A 14129-nucleotide genomic window follows, 5' to 3' on the forward strand; every position below is an offset into this window, starting at 1 on the left:
GGGAGGGGAGCCCCAAGCCGACCAGCCGATCCTAGTATCCCCGCCCGATCACGCCGCCGCGATCTTCAGCAGCTTGATCGCCTCCGAATTGACCACCGCCCCGCCGACGCGCTTCGTCGCGTAGAAATGGACGAACGGCTTGTTCGAATACGGATCGCGCAGGATCTGCGTCTTCGCCCGCTCGGTGATCAGATACCCCGCCTTGAAATTGCCGAACGCGATCGGGAACGTCCCTGCCGCGATGTCGGGCATGTCCTCCGCCTCGACCACCGGATAGCCCAGCAGCGTGTCGGGCTGCCCCGCCGCCAGCCCCGGCATCCACAGGAACGCGCCCTCGGCACTCTTGAACTTGCGGATGCGCGCCGCCGTCTGCGCGTTCATCACGAAGCTTGCCCCCTGCCGGTACGCCCCGCGCAGCGCCTGGACCAGGTCGATCAGCCGGTTCTCCGGCTCGGCGCCGAAGTCGGCCGCCGCCCCGCTCGCCAGATGCTGGATCGTCCCGAACGCCCGCGTCGCATCGCCGGTCGTGGCGGTCGGCCCGGTCAGAAACCCGCGCGGCCGCCCGACACCGTTGCCGCTGACGAACGCCTGCCCTTCCGCGCGGGCGAACTCGCTCGCGATCTCGCCGGCCAGCCACGCCTCGACATCGAACGCCGCATCGTCGAGCATCGCCTGGCTCGCCGCCGGATTGGCATAGAGTTCCCCCATCGGCGGCGCGATCTCGTTGAAGGTCGGCGTCGCCGTCTCCGGCCGCGCGCCCCCTTCGCTCGCCCAGCCCGACGGCGTACCGCCACTGGTCACCAGCTTGCGATAGCCCGCCGTGCCGACGCTCACCACCTGCGCGATGCGGCGGATCGGGCTGGCGGTCTTCAGCGTCGCGCCGATCATCGCATCGATCTCGCGCGGCACCGCCACCCCGCCCGCCACGTCGCTGGTCCCGGCCACCGCCTTGGTCTCGACCTCGGACCCGCTGCGCACGAACGCGCCGAAGCCGCCCCCCGGCGCCGCCCCGCTCAGCATCGGCCGGCTGCCGCCGACACCCGTCCCCGAAAAGCTCCCCACCAGCGTCTCGATCGTCATACCCGTCTTCCCCATGCAAAAAGGGGCGCCGCACCCGCGACACCCCTTCGGTTGAAAAAATCTTTGCAGAACCGCCGCGTCACCCGTCCTCGACGGCATGGATCCGCGCCAGCGGCTGCATCGGCTGCGCGACGATACTCACCTCGACCAGCTCGGCGGCGGCGATCGTCCGCCACGCCCCCTGCCGCACCTGCGTCGCGCGGTACCCGAACGACAGCCCGGTCACCGCCCCACACGCCACCAGCCGCGCCGCCTCGCCGCCATCGATCCGCCCGACGACCCGCAGCCCCCGCGCATCCTCGCCCAGCAGCTCGACCGTCCCGATCGGATCGCCGCGATGCTGCCACAACAGCGGCACGCGCCCCGCCGCCTTGAGCGCGCCGGGCAAGACCACATCGCCACCCCGATCCGCTCGCCCGAAGATCGCGGCGTACCCCGCGAACCTCACCGCGCCCATTCGGGCCACCCGCTCTTGACCGCGATCCCGACCAGCAGCAGCGCGAACACCATCCGCATCACCCAGGCGAGCGCCGCCCGCACCGCCGACCGCTTCGCATCGCGCCACGCCTTCAGCAATTCGCGCAGCTCCTGCACGTCGCCCGCCGCCGCCGCATCCGACAGCCCGATCCGCGCCATCGCCCGGCTCGCGCCCAGCTCGCCCGCCTCCTCCGCAATCGCGCGCAGCGTCTGCAGGTCGGCGCCATCCTCCGCCGCCTGCCCCATCAGCTGCGCCAGCAGCACCCCGTCGCCCATCGCCTGTCTCCTGATCCCGTGCTAGGCGGCGGCCCGTGAGACCCCGCCTGCGCATCATCCTCGCCGCCTTCGGCGCGGCCCTCCTCGCCTTCACCTTCGCGCTGCCCGTCCTGAAGGGGAAACGCTGCGCCCAGGCCGGCGGCAGCTTCGACCGCCTGACCATGACGTGTGAAATGCCCCGCTAATTTCCCCTCCCTGACAAGGGAGGGGCCGGGGGTGGGTCGGCCGGCGAGGGAAAGCCGCGCCCGCCAACGAACCAACCCACCCCAACCCCTCCCTTCCAGGGAGGGGCTTCAAAGGTCACAACCCCACCAACGCCCGCTTCTCCTCGACCGTCAGGAAATCCGCCCCCGCGACCCGCGCCCACAACTGATCGCGCTCGTCGCTCAGCGCCACCACCCGGTCCAGATCGACCGACAGCGCCCCGCTCCCCAGCCACCCATCGATCGCCTGCCCCAGCGCCGCCAACACCCGCTCGCCCAGCGGCACGATCGTCTGCCGCCACAGCGCCCGGTTCGCCTCGCGATAATTCGCGAATGTATTGTCGCCCGGCAGCCCGAGCAGCATCGGCGGCACCCCGAACGCCAGCGCGATCTCGCGCGCAGCCTGCGCCTTCAGCCCCACGAAATCCATGTCCGCCGGGGTCAGGCTCATCGCCTGCCATTTGAGGCCGCCGTCGAGCAGCATCGGCCGCCCGGCATTGGCCGCCCCGGCAAAGGCATCGTCCATCTGCGCGCGCAGCCGGTCATATTGTTCGCCCGACAACACCCCGCCATCGCCCGGATCATGGACCAGTGCCCCCGATGGCCGCGCCGCATTGTCGAGCAGCGCCTTGTTCCACCGCGCCGCCTCGTTATGGATCGCCACCGCCCCCGCCGCCGCGCCCAGACATCCCAAGCCATAATGATCGTCGAGCGGGTGGAAGCCGCGGATATGCACCACCGCTACCCGCCCCGCGCCATCCTCGGCGGCAATGCGCGTCACCCGCTCGCCGACCCGATACCGGTACGCGACCGGCCACCCCGCCGCATCCGCCTCGACCGTCACCCGCTCGGGCCGCAGCGCATACAGCTCGCCGATCCCGCCCGTCCCGTCCTCGATCAACTGGATATAGGCATTGCCGTGCAGCAGCAGTTGCGCGGCCACGCTCTCCAGCAATTCCTGCCCCGCCGATCGCGCCGCGACCAGCGCCACCACCCGCGCGTCCCCCGTGACCGGCATCGAAGCGACCCCCTCCGCCACCAGCCGCACCGCGCGCTGTGCGATGGGATTGCCCAGATACGCCGCACGCACCTGCGCCTCATAGCCTTGCGCCCAGCCCCCAGCCGCCGGCCCGCTCCCCTCACGCCACAGCACCGCCCCCGCGCCCCCACGCGCCAACACCGGACGCGACCCATCGCGCCCGGACCTGCGTCCGAACCATTTCATGGTAATTCTCCTGAAACCGAAGCTATCGTTCCTTCTCCCCTGCCAAGGGGAGAGGGATGCGCAGACTCGGACCGATCGACATTCAATTGGGGAATCGGCGAACTGCTCCCGTCCCTGACAAGAGTTTCGGGTCGGTCATGCCCCCGGCATGGCCTAAACAGTGCGGGGCACTGTTTACCCGAAACTGGGTTGGGGGTGAATCTGCCGGTTGTGGCGCGCTTACCTTCCCTCGCAAGCCAACCCACCCCCGGCCCCTCCCTTTCAGGGAGGGGAGAAGTGACACCAGCCGCCGAGTATCGATCGGCCACGGTAGAAGCTGGAAGGAGGGCAGGGGCTTGCCCCGATCCCCTCACAACACCCGAACCGTCGCCACCCCTCGCCGCCCGAGCATCAACTCCTGCATCGCCCACACCAGCGCATCGGCGCGGTCGGGCGACCGCCCCGGCCCCGCATACCCGCCCCCGGCGACGATCCCGCACAATTCGTCCTCCAGCGCCGGAAACGCCCCGACGTGAAACGCCTTGCCCTTTTCATACAGCGCCACGATCGGCTCGGCCCGCGCCGCCTTCCCCCGCGACGCATGGACCAGCGTCACCGGCAGCCCCGCATCCGCCGCACGCAGCACGCTTTCGACCATCGCCCCGCCCTGGTTCGATTCCGCCACCACCCGGTCCGCGCCATGCCGTGCCGCGCACGCCGCAACCGCCCCGGCCCAGCCCTCGGGCGACAGGCCGTGCACGCTGGCATCGGCCAGCACATAGCCATGGCCATCCTCGCCCAGCCCGACCGCGACGATCCCGCACGCATCGCCGCCCACCCCGGCAGGCGGATCGACCCCGACGACCACCCGCACCAATGTCGGCGCGGTCGTCACCCGCTGCGTCTCGATCATCGCGCGCGACCACAGCGCGCCCGCCACCTCCTCGATCAGCTCGCCGTCCAGCTCCTGCCGGCCCAGCCGCGTGCCGGCGTAACTTCCCTCGACCTGCGCGACATAGCTTTTGGGCAGATGCATATTGTCATAGGTTCGCCCACCGGTGATCCGCACCCCGTCCATCGCCCGGATGCGCCGCAGCAGCGGGATGACGCGCGGCGTCGTCGTCACCAGCGTCTGCGGCTGTTCGCCCAACCGCATCCCCATCATCAGATTGTCCCAGGTCGCATCGGCATTGCGCCATTTGGCCAGCTCGTCGCACCACGCGATATGATGTTCGGGGCCGCGCAGGTTCTCGCCGCTCTCGGCGGCATAGATATAGGCACGCGCACCCGAACCGAACTCGACCACGCCGCGCGACGGACGATAGGTGACCGGCCCGAAATGCCGGCCGATCGCCAGCACCCCCGCCGGTCCTCGGATCATCACCTGTTCGACATCGCGCCGGGTAGCGCCGACCAATGCGATCCGCAGGTCGCGCTGATCAGCCGCCTGTCCGCATACCCATTCGGCCCCGGCATGGGTCTTGCCGAACCCCCGCCCCGCCTGGATCAGCCATACCGTCCAATCATTGTCGGCGATCGTCTGGCCGTCATGCGCCCACAGCTTCCACCGCGTCGCCAATTCACGACGGCGATGCGGGGTCAGCCGTGCCAGCGTCCGTTCGAGTTGTAGATCGTCCATTTCGGCCAATGCCCGGACCAGCGGGTCCATCCCGCTCATGCCCGACGCTCCAGCTTGCCACGCATCGCCTTGATCCGTTTGATAAGCATCGCATCCGTCTCGGCCTGCGTCGCCCGCAACTGCGCCTCGCGCCGCCCGGTGCCCTCCTTAACCAGCGCCTGATGCCGATCGAGCAGCCGGATCGCCTGTTCGACGCTGATCGGACCGGTGACGACCTTGTCGGGATCGCCGACGGGGACATCCTCCAATGCGGCGATCGCTTTCGATACCAGCATCTCCTCCAGCCGGTCATATCCGGCCAGCAGCGCCATTCGCCACTGTTCGGCAAAGGCGGCATCACGTCGGCGCAGAGCATAGACGCTGGCCTGCGTCAGCCCGACCGCCTCGGTCGCCGCCCGGACGTTACAGGTCGCCGCCACATGGTCCAGAAATTGCGCGCGGCGTGACGGCGTCCATCCGGCGGCGATCCGCTGCTGTTGCACCGGTCGCCTGCCCCCGCTGGTCAGCACTTCCTCCTTCTCCATCGTCTTCCCCCCGATCGAGTGCCCCGGACGCGAAACGGGGCCGAAAGCGTCACCGCCCGGCCCCGATCCGCAATTCCTCACTGTTCCTGTTTTGTGCCAGATGAGCGTAACGATGTCAAGGACAATGTTCCCATTTGGTTCGTTTTAACGCAGCCATGGCGTCGGGCGGCCATCGTCCCCATATCTGCGTCATCGTTGGCAGATGGTCCGTAGGCGCCAGCGACCGGGAGACTCGCGTGCTTCCGCTTACGCTGTTGGGAGCGTCATCCATGGACCTCAACGATTTGCTGCACCGCCATCAGGTGGCGCTGATGCGCGCCGCCACCGCCGCCACACCGCAAGCCCGCCAGTCGCACGACGGCACCGCGCGCTGTTACGAAGACAAGATCGAAACGCTGCGCAACCTGCTGGGCGCGTCGGGCCGGATGGTCGCCGCATGACCGCCCCCGTCGATACCCTCGCCGAAGCGCCAGCGGAAACCCCGCGCAAGCCTGGCGCGATGCGCTTCCAGCGCAAATACACGACCGTCCGCCTGACCCCCGATCAGGCCACCCGCCAAGGCCAGGTCGCGACCAGCGCCTTCCGCCGCTTCGGCGAACGCGACAAGGCGATGGCCTTTCTCAACGGCCACGACGAAGCACTGGGCGGCCGCCCGCTCGACCTAGCCATCGCCAGCGCCGAAGGGCTGGAGAGCGTCGAGGCGGCGATGCTGGCACGAACGGCGTAACTCGCCCCGGCTGACCGACCCCCACCGTTCATGCTGAGTAGGGGCTGAGCGAAGTCGAAGACCCGTATCGAAGCACGGGTAGCTCGGCCCCTAGTCCCGACCCCCCGTTTGCAACCATATACGTTCGCCCCCCGTTCGGTTCTCATCCCCCCGTTCGGTTCGAGCAGCTTCGAGCTTGTCGAGAAGCGTCCGTCGAGAACACCGCTGTTTGGGGCAACCCCTTCTCGACCACGGTTCTCGACAAGCTCGAACCTCCGCTCGAACCAACCGGATCAGGGGACAGGGGAGGCTCAACTCACAACCCCGCCAGCATCCCCTCCCACGCCGCAACCTCTTCCTCGCGCCGCGCCAAAATCCGCACCGGCCCGACCGCCCCTGTCGCCGGGTCGACCTCGATCTCCCCGTCCCAAGTAAACGTCGCATTCCCCGCGATCGTCACGACATCCCCGACCGCAGCCGTCGCCCGCACCATGCCGCCGCGATTGAAGACCCGCGTCTCCACGCCCCAGCCGATCCGCCCGGTCCGTGCCGCCGCCAGCGTCGACGCCGCCATCGCGCTGCCGCAGCTGTTGGTCAGCCCGACCCCGCGCTCATAGGTCCGCACGAACAGCGCCGGGGCATGGCCCTTCTCCCGCAACTCCACGAAACTGACATTGGCCCGCGCTGGGATCAGTGCCGGTCCGCCCTCGCACCAGTCGCCCAGCGCCACCAGCTCGCCATCTTCGACCGCATCGACGAACGCCACCAGATGCGGGTTGGGCATCGCGACGGCGGTGAACGTCCGCTCGCTCGGCAGCCCCGGGATCATCGCCTCGACGAACGCCGCCTCGCCGACGGTCAAGCCAACATCCTTGGGGCTAAGCGACACCGGCCCGACCTTCGTCTCGATCGTCGTCACACCGCGCGAGATCGGCGCCACCCGCCGCGCCTCCGCATCGCTGACCTTCAACCGCACCCGCCCGGCCTCGGTCCCCGTCACCTCGAACCCCAGCCGCGCCGTACAGCGGAGGCCATTCAGGCACGTCTCCGCCTCCGACCCATCCGGGTTGAACATCCGCATCCCGAAAATATGCGAACTATTCCATACAGTTAGCAGCAGTAACCCATCGCCGCCGACGTCACCGCTCCGATCCGCCAACGCCCGCGCCACCCGCGCCCATTCCGCATCGGACAGGTCGATCCCCCGCGCATCGATCAACGGAAAATCATTCCCCGATCCATGACAATGCACAAACCGAAACTTCATGCCCCCACCTTCGCACGCACCTTGGCGATAAACCCGCGCTCCGCTTCCAGCCGCCGGGCGAACGCCGGCCGCGCCAACATCGTGTCCAGATAGCGCGCCAGTTCGGGATGGCCCGCCGCCTCGATCGGCGCGGTCGCGTGCAGCGAACTCGCCAGCGCGCTGGTCACCGCGATATCGGCCAGCGTGAAGCCGTCCCCGACCAGAAAATCGCGCCCGGTCACCGCCTGCTCCAGATAGGCGAGGATCGCCGGCCATTGGTCGCGCTCCGCCGCATCCGCCGCCGCCGCATCGCCCGGCACCCCGCGGAACAGCGGCCCGACCACCCGGTTGAACAGCATCGTCCGCCCGGTCGCAAAAATCACCGTATCGGCCAGTTCGTCGAACCAGATCGTCCGCCCCCGCGCCTGCGCGTCGGCGGGGATCAGCACCGGATCGGGATGTTTCGCCTCCAGATAGGCGATGATCGCGCTCGAATCGGCCAGCGCGAAGTCGTCATCGACCATCGCCGGAATCTGCCCGAACGGGCTGATCGCGCGAAACGCCGGCGTGGTATCGCCCGGCGCGGTCGGGATCAGCTCGACCGCCAGCCCCTTTTCCTCGGCAAAGACCACCGCCTTGCGGACGAAGGGCGAAATGGTCGATCCGTATATCTTCATGGGTGCGTCTCCATTGGCCCCGACAAGGGGGCGACACCGGCCCCCCGCCTGTGCCACAATCGACGGCAGTGACGATAGTCCTCACCCTCGTCGTGATCGCGCTGACGGTCGCACTGGTCCGGTTGCACCGGCGCGTCGAGGCGCTGGAGGCGCGGCTGGCCGATCCGGTCGTCGTAGCAGAACCGCCCCAACCGGTCGCTCCGCCTCCGCCCCCGGCACGCCGTCCCATCCTGCCCCGGCAAAGCATTCCCCGCCCCAGCCTGCCCGGCATCGATTTCGAAACGCTGGTCGGCAGCCGCCTGCCGGTCTGGATCGGCGGGCTGGCGCTGGTCGTCGGCGGCATCTTCCTCGTCCGCCTGTCGATCGAGGCGGGGTGGCTGACGCCCGCCATCCGCACCACCCTCGCCGCATTGTTCGCACTCGCTTTGCTGTTCGGCAGCGAGATCGCCCGCCGCCTGCCCGCCACGCAGGACGATCCGCGCATCGCGCAGGTGCTGGCCGGTGCCGGCATCGCCTCGGCCTATGCCACCCTCTATCTCGCCGCCGCGCTCTATCATCTGGTCGCGCCACTCGCCGGCTTCGCGATCATGCTGGCGATTACCGCGCTCGGCCTGTTCCTGGCACTGCGCCACGGTCCGTCGACCGCGATCATGGCGCTGATCGGCGGGTTCGCCGCACCTTTGGTCGCCGGCTACGACGCCGCCGGCATCGGCGCGCTGCTCGCCTATCTCGGCCTGTTCGTCGCCGCGTTGCTCGCCCTTGCCATCGTGCGCGGCTGGGCGTGGCTGGCGGTCAGCGCGCTTGTCGCCGCTTTCGGCTGGGCGGCGCTGCTGATCGCGCTGGTCCCGCCCGACCGGTTGGCCGGGATCGGCGCGTTCCTCGTCGCCCTCGCCATTGCCGGCAGCCTCGCAGCCCCGCGCGCGGCCATCGAACGCCGCTGGCTGCGGGCCGCGCCGCTGCTCGCCGCGCTGGTGCAGATGCTGGCGATCCCGCCGATGCTCGACTTCTCGCCGCTCGCCTGGGGCTTCTACCTGACGCTGTCGGCGGCGGCCTTGTTCCTCGCCTGGCGCGACGCGACCTTGCTTCCCGCCGCGCTGGCCGCCGCGATCCTCGTCACGCTGCTGACCGCGGCGGGCATGGTGCAGGATGACGGCAACGCCACCGAAGCGATGGTCCCGACCGCCATGCTGCTCTTCGCCGCAGCCGGTGCCGCCTTGTCGCGGCGCAGCCCCGGCTGGGCATGGGTCGCGCTGGTCGGCACCATCGGCCCGCTGCTCGCGCTGCAACTCTGCACACCATGGATCGCCCGCCCCGCCCTATGGCTGCTGCTCGCGCTTGCGGGAGCGGCACTGGCATGGCGACACCGCGACCGTGTTGCGCAAAGCGATACCGGACTGGTCGGCGGCATCGCCACCGTCGCGCTGGCGGTCGGCATCCTGCTCGCGATGCTCTTGCCCGCAACCTGGTTGGCGCTCGCGCCGCTGGCGGCGGGCGGCGTGCTGCTCGCCGCGCTCCGCCTCGACGCGCAGGCGATCGGGCGGCTGGCGGCGCTGCCATGGCTGCTGCTGATCCTCGCCGCCGCCGAACCGATCGCGCAGATCGGCGTGGCGCTCGGCAAGTCCCTGGGCTTCGACGTCTTCCCCTACGCCTATCTTCCTCGCGCCGCCGATGCCGCCACGCTGATCCTCTTGCCCGGCATCGCCATACTGGTCGCGGCGTGGCAGGCCCCCGCCCTGTTCGGATCGAACCGCCGCGCCATCCTGCCGGTGCAGATCGCGCTGAGCGTGCTCGGCGCGTACGTCCTGCTCAAACAGTCTTTCGCCATCGCCACCCTGCCCGTCTTCCAAGCGAACGGTTTCATTGAGCGCGTCCTGCTCACCGACCTCGCGCTGCTGATCGGCGCGCTGCTGTGGCACCGCCATCGCCGCCTCGCCACCGCCTTCCTCGCGCTCGGCCTCGCGCGCCTCGTCTGGTACGATCTGCTCGGCCTCAACCCAGTGTGGATCGCGCAAGCGGTCGGCCCGATTCCCATCCTCAACGCCGCCACCCTCCATCTCGCCTTCGCTGCGACACTCATCTGGCGGCTACGCGACTTCCCCCGCCGCAGCCTGATCGCGGCGCTGCTCACCCTCGACGCCACGCTCGCCACCATTCGCCAGATGACTCACGGCACCATCCTGACCGGCCCCGTCTCGACGCCCGAAAACTGGGGCTATTCGGCGGCGATGCTCGGCCTCGCCATCGTCTGGCTGTGGCGCGGCCTGTCGGTCGGCAGCGCAGACCTGCGCCGCTTCGGCCTCGCGCTGCTGACCCTCACCACCCTGAAAGTCTTCCTGATCGACGCCGCCGCCCTCGCAGGCGTGCTGCGTATCCTGTCCTTCATGGGGCTGGGCGCAGCGCTGATCGCGATCGGCTGGGCGTACCGCAAATTCACCCCAGCCGGTAATGCGCCGCCAGCCGATCCAGCGCCAGCGTAAGCACCAGCCGCCCGGCCCGCGCCGGCCAGCCCAGCGCCTTCTCCGCCGCCGGCAACCCCTCGTTCGCACACACCGTCCGCCACAATATGTCCGACAGCCCCGGCCCCACCGCCGCGATCGCCGCATCGAACCGTGCCTTGGCCGCGATCTGCCCGCCCGACGGATCGGCCGGCGCCCCCCCGCCGCCACGCGGCGCTCCGTCCCAGCGCATCGTCACCTGCGGCCCCAGCGCCGCGCGCTCATAATCGCCGCGCAGCCGCTCGCCCGCATCATATTGCCGCCCGTCGACCAGCGCCCGCGACCGCAGCCAGTCGAGCGGCGATTCGCGCAGGTTCACCGTCACCCGCCGCCCACCCGGCGCATCGTCGATCCGCCCCGCCGCCAGCCGCCGCTCCACCAGTTCGCGCATCCCGAATCTCCCGTTCCACGCCAACGGGCTTGTCACAGCGTCATGCTTGTAGGAAAGCGTTTGAACCAGATGGGTTTGGACAAGGGGCAAGCATGATAACCGCCATCCGCGAGGTGCGCCGCGCGCGCGGACTGACACTGGAGGAAGTCGCGATACGCTGCGTGCCGCCGACCACCGCGCAGACGATCGGCCGCCTCGAAACCGGCACCCGCACCGTATCGGTCGGCTGGCTGAACCGCATTGCCGAGGCACTGGCGGTCGATGCCGCCGACCTCGTCCGCCTGCCCGAACGCCCCGACCTGCCCGTCGCAGCGCTGCTCGATGCGACCGGCGCCGCCTCTCCCCGACGGGCGATGAGCGTCACCCCGCCGCGCGCCGAACCCGATCTGGTCGCGGTGATCGTGCAGAGCGCGACCGGCGACTATCGCGCCGGCGACATGGTCTGGTGCCGTCGCCTTGCCCCTGCCGACTATCTCGCGGCCCTCCACCGCGACGTGCTGGCCCCTGGCCCCGCCGGCCGCTTCCTGTTCGGCCGGCTGCTGGCGTTCGACGGTGATGCGATATCGCTGCTCCCGACCCGCCTCGGCGCCAGCCCGGTCGCGCTGCTCGCGCCATGGATCGCGGTGGCCGAGCGGCTGGTCCGCAACCTGTAGCTCCCCTCCCTGGAAGGGAGGGGTCGGGGGTGGGTCGGCCCGCGAGGGATTGGAAGCGCGCCCCAACCGGCCGACCCACTCCGACCCTCTCTTGTCAGTGAAGGGAGGGACCACGCCAAAGAAACCTCCGATTTCCCTAACGTCACCCTAAACCGTCGTGACGCCCCCTCCTTCCCGTGTTAGCCCTCACCCATGCCCGTCTCGGCCACCGCCTCCGCCCGCGAAATCCTGACCAACCTTCACGACGTGATGGCGTCGCGAAGTCCGGCGCAGGCAAAGCTCAATTCGGTCGTCCGCATCATTGCCGAGGCGCTTGATAGCGAAGTCTGCTCGATCTACCTGCTGCGCGAGGGGCTGCTCGAACTCTTCGCCACGGTCGGGCTGGCGCAGGAGGCGGTCCATGTCACCAAACTGGCCCCGGGCGAGGGGCTGGTCGGCACCATCGTCGCCAATGTCGAAACACTCAATCTGGCCGAGGCGGCGACCCATCCCGACTTCGCCTATCGCCCCGAAACCGGCGAGGAAATCTATCACAGCTTTGCCGGCGTGCCGATCATCCGCCGCGAACGCGCGGTGGGCGTGCTGGCGGTGCAACATGCCGATCCGCGCCGCTATGCCGATGTCGAGATCGAGGCGTTGCAGACCGTCGCGATGGTGCTGTCCGAACTCATCGCCAATGCCGACCTGATCGACGCGACCGGCGGCACGTCCACCCGGCCGCAGGCGACCGGCGCGGTGCGCGTGCCGGGCTTCAAGCTGGTCGAGGGGATGGCGGCGGGCGTCGCCGTGTTCCACCAGCCGCGCATCGTCATCGAACATACCGTGGCGGAGGATACCGAGGCGGAGCGCCACCGCGTCTATGCCGCCTTCGACAAGATGCGCGACCAGATCGAACGCATGTCGAACCAGGCCGAATTCGGCGTCGGCGGCGAACATGACGAGGTTTTGGCGACCTACAAGATGTTCGCCTATGACGAAGGCTGGGCAAGGCGGATCAACGAGGCGATCGACAGCGGCCTGACTGCCGAGGCGGCGATCGAACGCGTGCAGCAACGCACCCGGATGCGGATGCGCGAGATCAAGGATCCGCTGCTCGCCGACCGGATGCACGATCTGGAGGACCTCTCCAACCGCCTGCTCCGCATCGTGTCGGGACAGCTTGGTACCGCCGCGCAAATGGGTCTGCGGCAGGACACGATCCTGATCGCGCGCAATTTGGGGCCGGCGGAACTGCTCGAATATGACCGCCGCCGCCTGAAAGGGGTCGTGCTGGAGGAAGGGTCGCTGACCGCGCACGTGGTCATCGTCGCCCGCGCGATGGGCGTGCCGGTGCTCGGCCGCGTCCGCGACGTCCGCCGCCTGATCGCCGAAGGGGACCGGCTGCTGCTCAATTCGGTCGAGGATCTGCTCGTCATCCGCCCGACCCCGGTGATGGAGGAAGCGTTCGAGGCGAAGCTGGCGCTGACCCAGAAACGCCGCGCCGCCTTCGCCGCGATGAAGGGCGAGCCGCCGGTGACGCGCGACGGCCACCGCGTCACGATGATGGTCAATGCCGGCCTGCGCGACGACGTCGCGGCACTCGACCTGACCGGCGCCGACGGCATCGGCCTGTTCCGCACCGAATTCCAGTTCCTCGTATCCGCCACCCTGCCCCAGCGCGAGCGACAGCAGCGCCTTTATCGTGACGTTCTCGACGTGGCGGGAGACCGCCCGGTCGTGTTCCGCACCGTCGATATCGGAGGTGACAAGGCGCTGCCCTATCTCGACCATGCCGAGGGGCATGACGAGGAAAACCCGGCGATGGGCTGGCGTGCGCTCCGCCTCGCGCTCGGCCGCGAAGGACTGATGAAGGCACAGGCCCGCGCCCTGATCGAAGCCGCCTCCGGTCGGACGCTCAACGTCATGTTCCCGATGGTGTCGGAACCCTGGGAGTTCGAGGAAGCGCGCAGCATTTTCGAGGCGCAGCGCGAATGGCTGCGCGGGCGCGGCAAGTCGCTGCCCAACGACATCCGCTACGGCGCGATGCTGGAGGTGCCGGCGCTCGCCGACGTGCTCGATTTCCTGTGGCCGCAGCTGGACTTCCTGTCGATCGGCACCAACGATCTGACGCAATTCCTGTTCGCCGCCGACCGCGCCGACCCGCGCCTCGCCATGCGCTACGACTGGCTCAGCCCCGCCATCCTCCGCTTCCTCCGCCGCGTCACCCGCGCCGCGCACGAAGCGGGCAAACCGCTCGCGGTCTGCGGCGAGATGGGCGGCCGTCCTTTGGAGGCAATGGCGCTGATCGCTTTGGGCATCGACCGCCTGTCAATCACCCCCGCCGCGGTCGGCCCGGTAAAGGCGATGATCCGCTCGCTCGACCGGCAGGCGGCAATGGCCGAAATCGACCGCCTGTTGGCGACCCCCGCCAGAACCCTCCGCCCCGCGCTGGAGGAATGGGCGGAAACCAACGGCGTGGAACTCTCCTAGGCCGGATCGACATTCACGTGAAACGTGACGAAATTGCTCCCCTCCCTGGAAGGGAGGGGCTGGGGGTGGGTCGGCCTGCGAGGGAAGGT

At 69.4% G+C, this 14129-nt stretch carries 15 protein-coding genes; 6 read left to right on the top strand and 9 right to left on the bottom strand.

The genetic code is table 11. The features are described 5' to 3' along the window. Nucleotides 1-48: 48 nt before the first annotated feature. From ASE59_RS15350 to ASE59_RS15360, 3 genes are all read right to left on the bottom strand, one after another. A complete protein-coding gene (locus ASE59_RS15350) occupies nucleotides 49-1080 on the bottom strand; it encodes a phage major capsid protein (protein WP_056458670.1) in 1032 nt (343 codons plus the stop codon). Between the two features lie 79 nt (nucleotides 1081-1159). Next, entirely contained in the window at nucleotides 1160-1537 is a 378-nt protein-coding gene (locus tag ASE59_RS15355) for an HK97 family phage prohead protease (protein ID WP_200913305.1), read from the bottom strand. Continuing rightward, nucleotides 1525-1833 (bottom strand): DUF6127 family protein, encoded by a 309-nt coding sequence (locus ASE59_RS15360; RefSeq protein WP_056458203.1) that lies wholly within the window; start codon nucleotides 1831-1833, stop codon nucleotides 1525-1527. The genes ASE59_RS15355 and ASE59_RS15360 overlap by 13 nt, the downstream gene beginning before the upstream one ends. A gap of 35 nt (nucleotides 1834-1868) precedes the next feature. Here ASE59_RS15360 and ASE59_RS19930 point away from each other — a divergent pair, with 35 nt between their 5' ends. Beyond that, nucleotides 1869-2018, top strand: a complete 150-nt coding sequence (locus ASE59_RS19930) for a hypothetical protein (protein ID WP_156360114.1) — start codon at nucleotides 1869-1871, stop codon at nucleotides 2016-2018. A 115-nt stretch (nucleotides 2019-2133) separates the two neighbouring features. On the opposite strand, the gene ASE59_RS15365 is transcribed toward ASE59_RS19930, so the two are convergent. The 3 genes from ASE59_RS15365 to ASE59_RS15375 all read right to left on the bottom strand — a co-directional run bounded on the left by ASE59_RS15365 (nucleotide 2134) and on the right by ASE59_RS15375 (nucleotide 5403). After that, nucleotides 2134-3261: a phage portal protein gene (locus ASE59_RS15365; protein WP_056458206.1), complete on the bottom strand. Its 1128-nt coding sequence runs from the start codon at nucleotides 3259-3261 to the stop codon at nucleotides 2134-2136. Between the two features lie 349 nt (nucleotides 3262-3610). After that, the gene (locus ASE59_RS15370) at nucleotides 3611-4918 is read right to left on the bottom strand and encodes a DNA-packaging protein (RefSeq protein WP_056458209.1); all 1308 of its coding nucleotides are present in this window, start codon (nucleotides 4916-4918) and stop codon (nucleotides 3611-3613) included. After that, a complete protein-coding gene (locus ASE59_RS15375; RefSeq protein ID WP_056458212.1) occupies nucleotides 4915-5403 on the bottom strand; it encodes a hypothetical protein in 489 nt (162 codons plus the stop codon). The genes ASE59_RS15370 and ASE59_RS15375 overlap by 4 nt, the downstream gene beginning before the upstream one ends. A gap of 269 nt (nucleotides 5404-5672) precedes the next feature. On the opposite strand from ASE59_RS15375, the gene ASE59_RS20410 reads away from it, so the two are divergent. Further along, on the top strand, nucleotides 5673-5843 hold the full coding sequence (locus ASE59_RS20410) for a hypothetical protein (protein ID WP_200913307.1): 171 nt from the start codon (nucleotides 5673-5675) through the stop codon (nucleotides 5841-5843). Further along, on the top strand, nucleotides 5840-6130 hold the full coding sequence (locus tag ASE59_RS15380; protein ID WP_235515807.1) for an antitoxin Xre/MbcA/ParS toxin-binding domain-containing protein: 291 nt from the start codon (nucleotides 5840-5842) through the stop codon (nucleotides 6128-6130). Before ASE59_RS20410 ends, ASE59_RS15380 begins: the two co-directional genes overlap by 4 nt. Before the next feature lie 295 nt (nucleotides 6131-6425). Here ASE59_RS15380 and dapF read toward each other — a convergent pair whose 3' ends face one another. Beyond that, nucleotides 6426-7376 carry a diaminopimelate epimerase gene (gene dapF, locus ASE59_RS15385; protein WP_056458215.1) on the bottom strand — a complete coding sequence of 317 codons (951 nt, stop codon included), beginning with the start codon at nucleotides 7374-7376 and terminating at the stop codon, nucleotides 6426-6428. Then, nucleotides 7373-8032: a glutathione S-transferase family protein gene (locus ASE59_RS15390; protein WP_056458217.1), complete on the bottom strand. Its 660-nt coding sequence runs from the start codon at nucleotides 8030-8032 to the stop codon at nucleotides 7373-7375. Before ASE59_RS15390 ends, dapF begins: the two co-directional genes overlap by 4 nt. A 68-nt stretch (nucleotides 8033-8100) precedes the next feature. Here ASE59_RS15390 and ASE59_RS15395 point away from each other — a divergent pair, with 68 nt between their 5' ends. Then, nucleotides 8101-10509, top strand: a complete 2409-nt coding sequence (locus ASE59_RS15395; protein ID WP_162235328.1) for a DUF2339 domain-containing protein — start codon at nucleotides 8101-8103, stop codon at nucleotides 10507-10509. Here the strand turns inward: ASE59_RS15395 and ASE59_RS15400 are convergent. Beyond that, a complete protein-coding gene (locus ASE59_RS15400) occupies nucleotides 10463-10918 on the bottom strand; it encodes a DUF6456 domain-containing protein (RefSeq protein WP_056458223.1) in 456 nt (151 codons plus the stop codon). The genes ASE59_RS15395 and ASE59_RS15400 overlap by 47 nt on opposite strands. A 92-nt stretch (nucleotides 10919-11010) precedes the next feature. Between ASE59_RS15400 and ASE59_RS15405 the strand changes: the two genes are divergently transcribed. Both ASE59_RS15405 and ptsP read left to right on the top strand, forming a co-directional pair. Continuing rightward, entirely contained in the window at nucleotides 11011-11571 is a 561-nt protein-coding gene (locus ASE59_RS15405) for a helix-turn-helix domain-containing protein (RefSeq protein ID WP_056458227.1), read from the top strand. Between the two features lie 192 nt (nucleotides 11572-11763). Continuing rightward, a complete protein-coding gene (gene ptsP, locus ASE59_RS15410; protein ID WP_056458230.1) occupies nucleotides 11764-14040 on the top strand; it encodes a phosphoenolpyruvate--protein phosphotransferase in 2277 nt (758 codons plus the stop codon). Nucleotides 14041-14129: the final 89 nt, after the last annotated feature.

Origin of the sequence: Sphingomonas sp. Leaf10 (assembly GCF_001421245.1) — a bacterium.
Classification (GTDB): Bacteria; Pseudomonadota; Alphaproteobacteria; order Sphingomonadales; family Sphingomonadaceae; genus Sphingomonas.

What these genes read in the sequence shown, in the direction of transcription:
- ASE59_RS15355 (WP_200913305.1), bottom strand. Translation starts at nt 1,537, where the DNA reads ATGGGCGCGGTGAGGTTCGCGGGGTACGCCGCGATCTTCGGGCGAGCG.
- ASE59_RS15400 (WP_056458223.1), bottom strand. Translation starts at nt 10,918, where the DNA reads ATGCGCGAACTGGTGGAGCGGCGGCTGGCGGCGGGGCGGATCGACGAT.
- ASE59_RS15365 (WP_056458206.1), bottom strand. Translation starts at nt 3,261, where the DNA reads ATGAAATGGTTCGGACGCAGGTCCGGGCGCGATGGGTCGCGTCCGGTG.
- ASE59_RS15370 (WP_056458209.1), bottom strand. Translation starts at nt 4,918, where the DNA reads ATGAGCGGGATGGACCCGCTGGTCCGGGCATTGGCCGAAATGGACGAT.
- ptsP (WP_056458230.1), top strand. Translation starts at nt 11,764, where the DNA reads ATGCCCGTCTCGGCCACCGCCTCCGCCCGCGAAATCCTGACCAACCTT.
- ASE59_RS15380 (WP_235515807.1), top strand. Translation starts at nt 5,840, where the DNA reads ATGACCGCCCCCGTCGATACCCTCGCCGAAGCGCCAGCGGAAACCCCG.
- ASE59_RS15405 (WP_056458227.1), top strand. Translation starts at nt 11,011, where the DNA reads ATGATAACCGCCATCCGCGAGGTGCGCCGCGCGCGCGGACTGACACTG.
- ASE59_RS15350 (WP_056458670.1), bottom strand. Translation starts at nt 1,080, where the DNA reads ATGACGATCGAGACGCTGGTGGGGAGCTTTTCGGGGACGGGTGTCGGC.
- ASE59_RS15360 (WP_056458203.1), bottom strand. Translation starts at nt 1,833, where the DNA reads ATGGGCGACGGGGTGCTGCTGGCGCAGCTGATGGGGCAGGCGGCGGAG.
- ASE59_RS15375 (WP_056458212.1), bottom strand. Translation starts at nt 5,403, where the DNA reads ATGGAGAAGGAGGAAGTGCTGACCAGCGGGGGCAGGCGACCGGTGCAA.
- dapF (WP_056458215.1), bottom strand. Translation starts at nt 7,376, where the DNA reads ATGAAGTTTCGGTTTGTGCATTGTCATGGATCGGGGAATGATTTTCCG.
- ASE59_RS15390 (WP_056458217.1), bottom strand. Translation starts at nt 8,032, where the DNA reads ATGAAGATATACGGATCGACCATTTCGCCCTTCGTCCGCAAGGCGGTG.
- ASE59_RS20410 (WP_200913307.1), top strand. Translation starts at nt 5,673, where the DNA reads ATGGACCTCAACGATTTGCTGCACCGCCATCAGGTGGCGCTGATGCGC.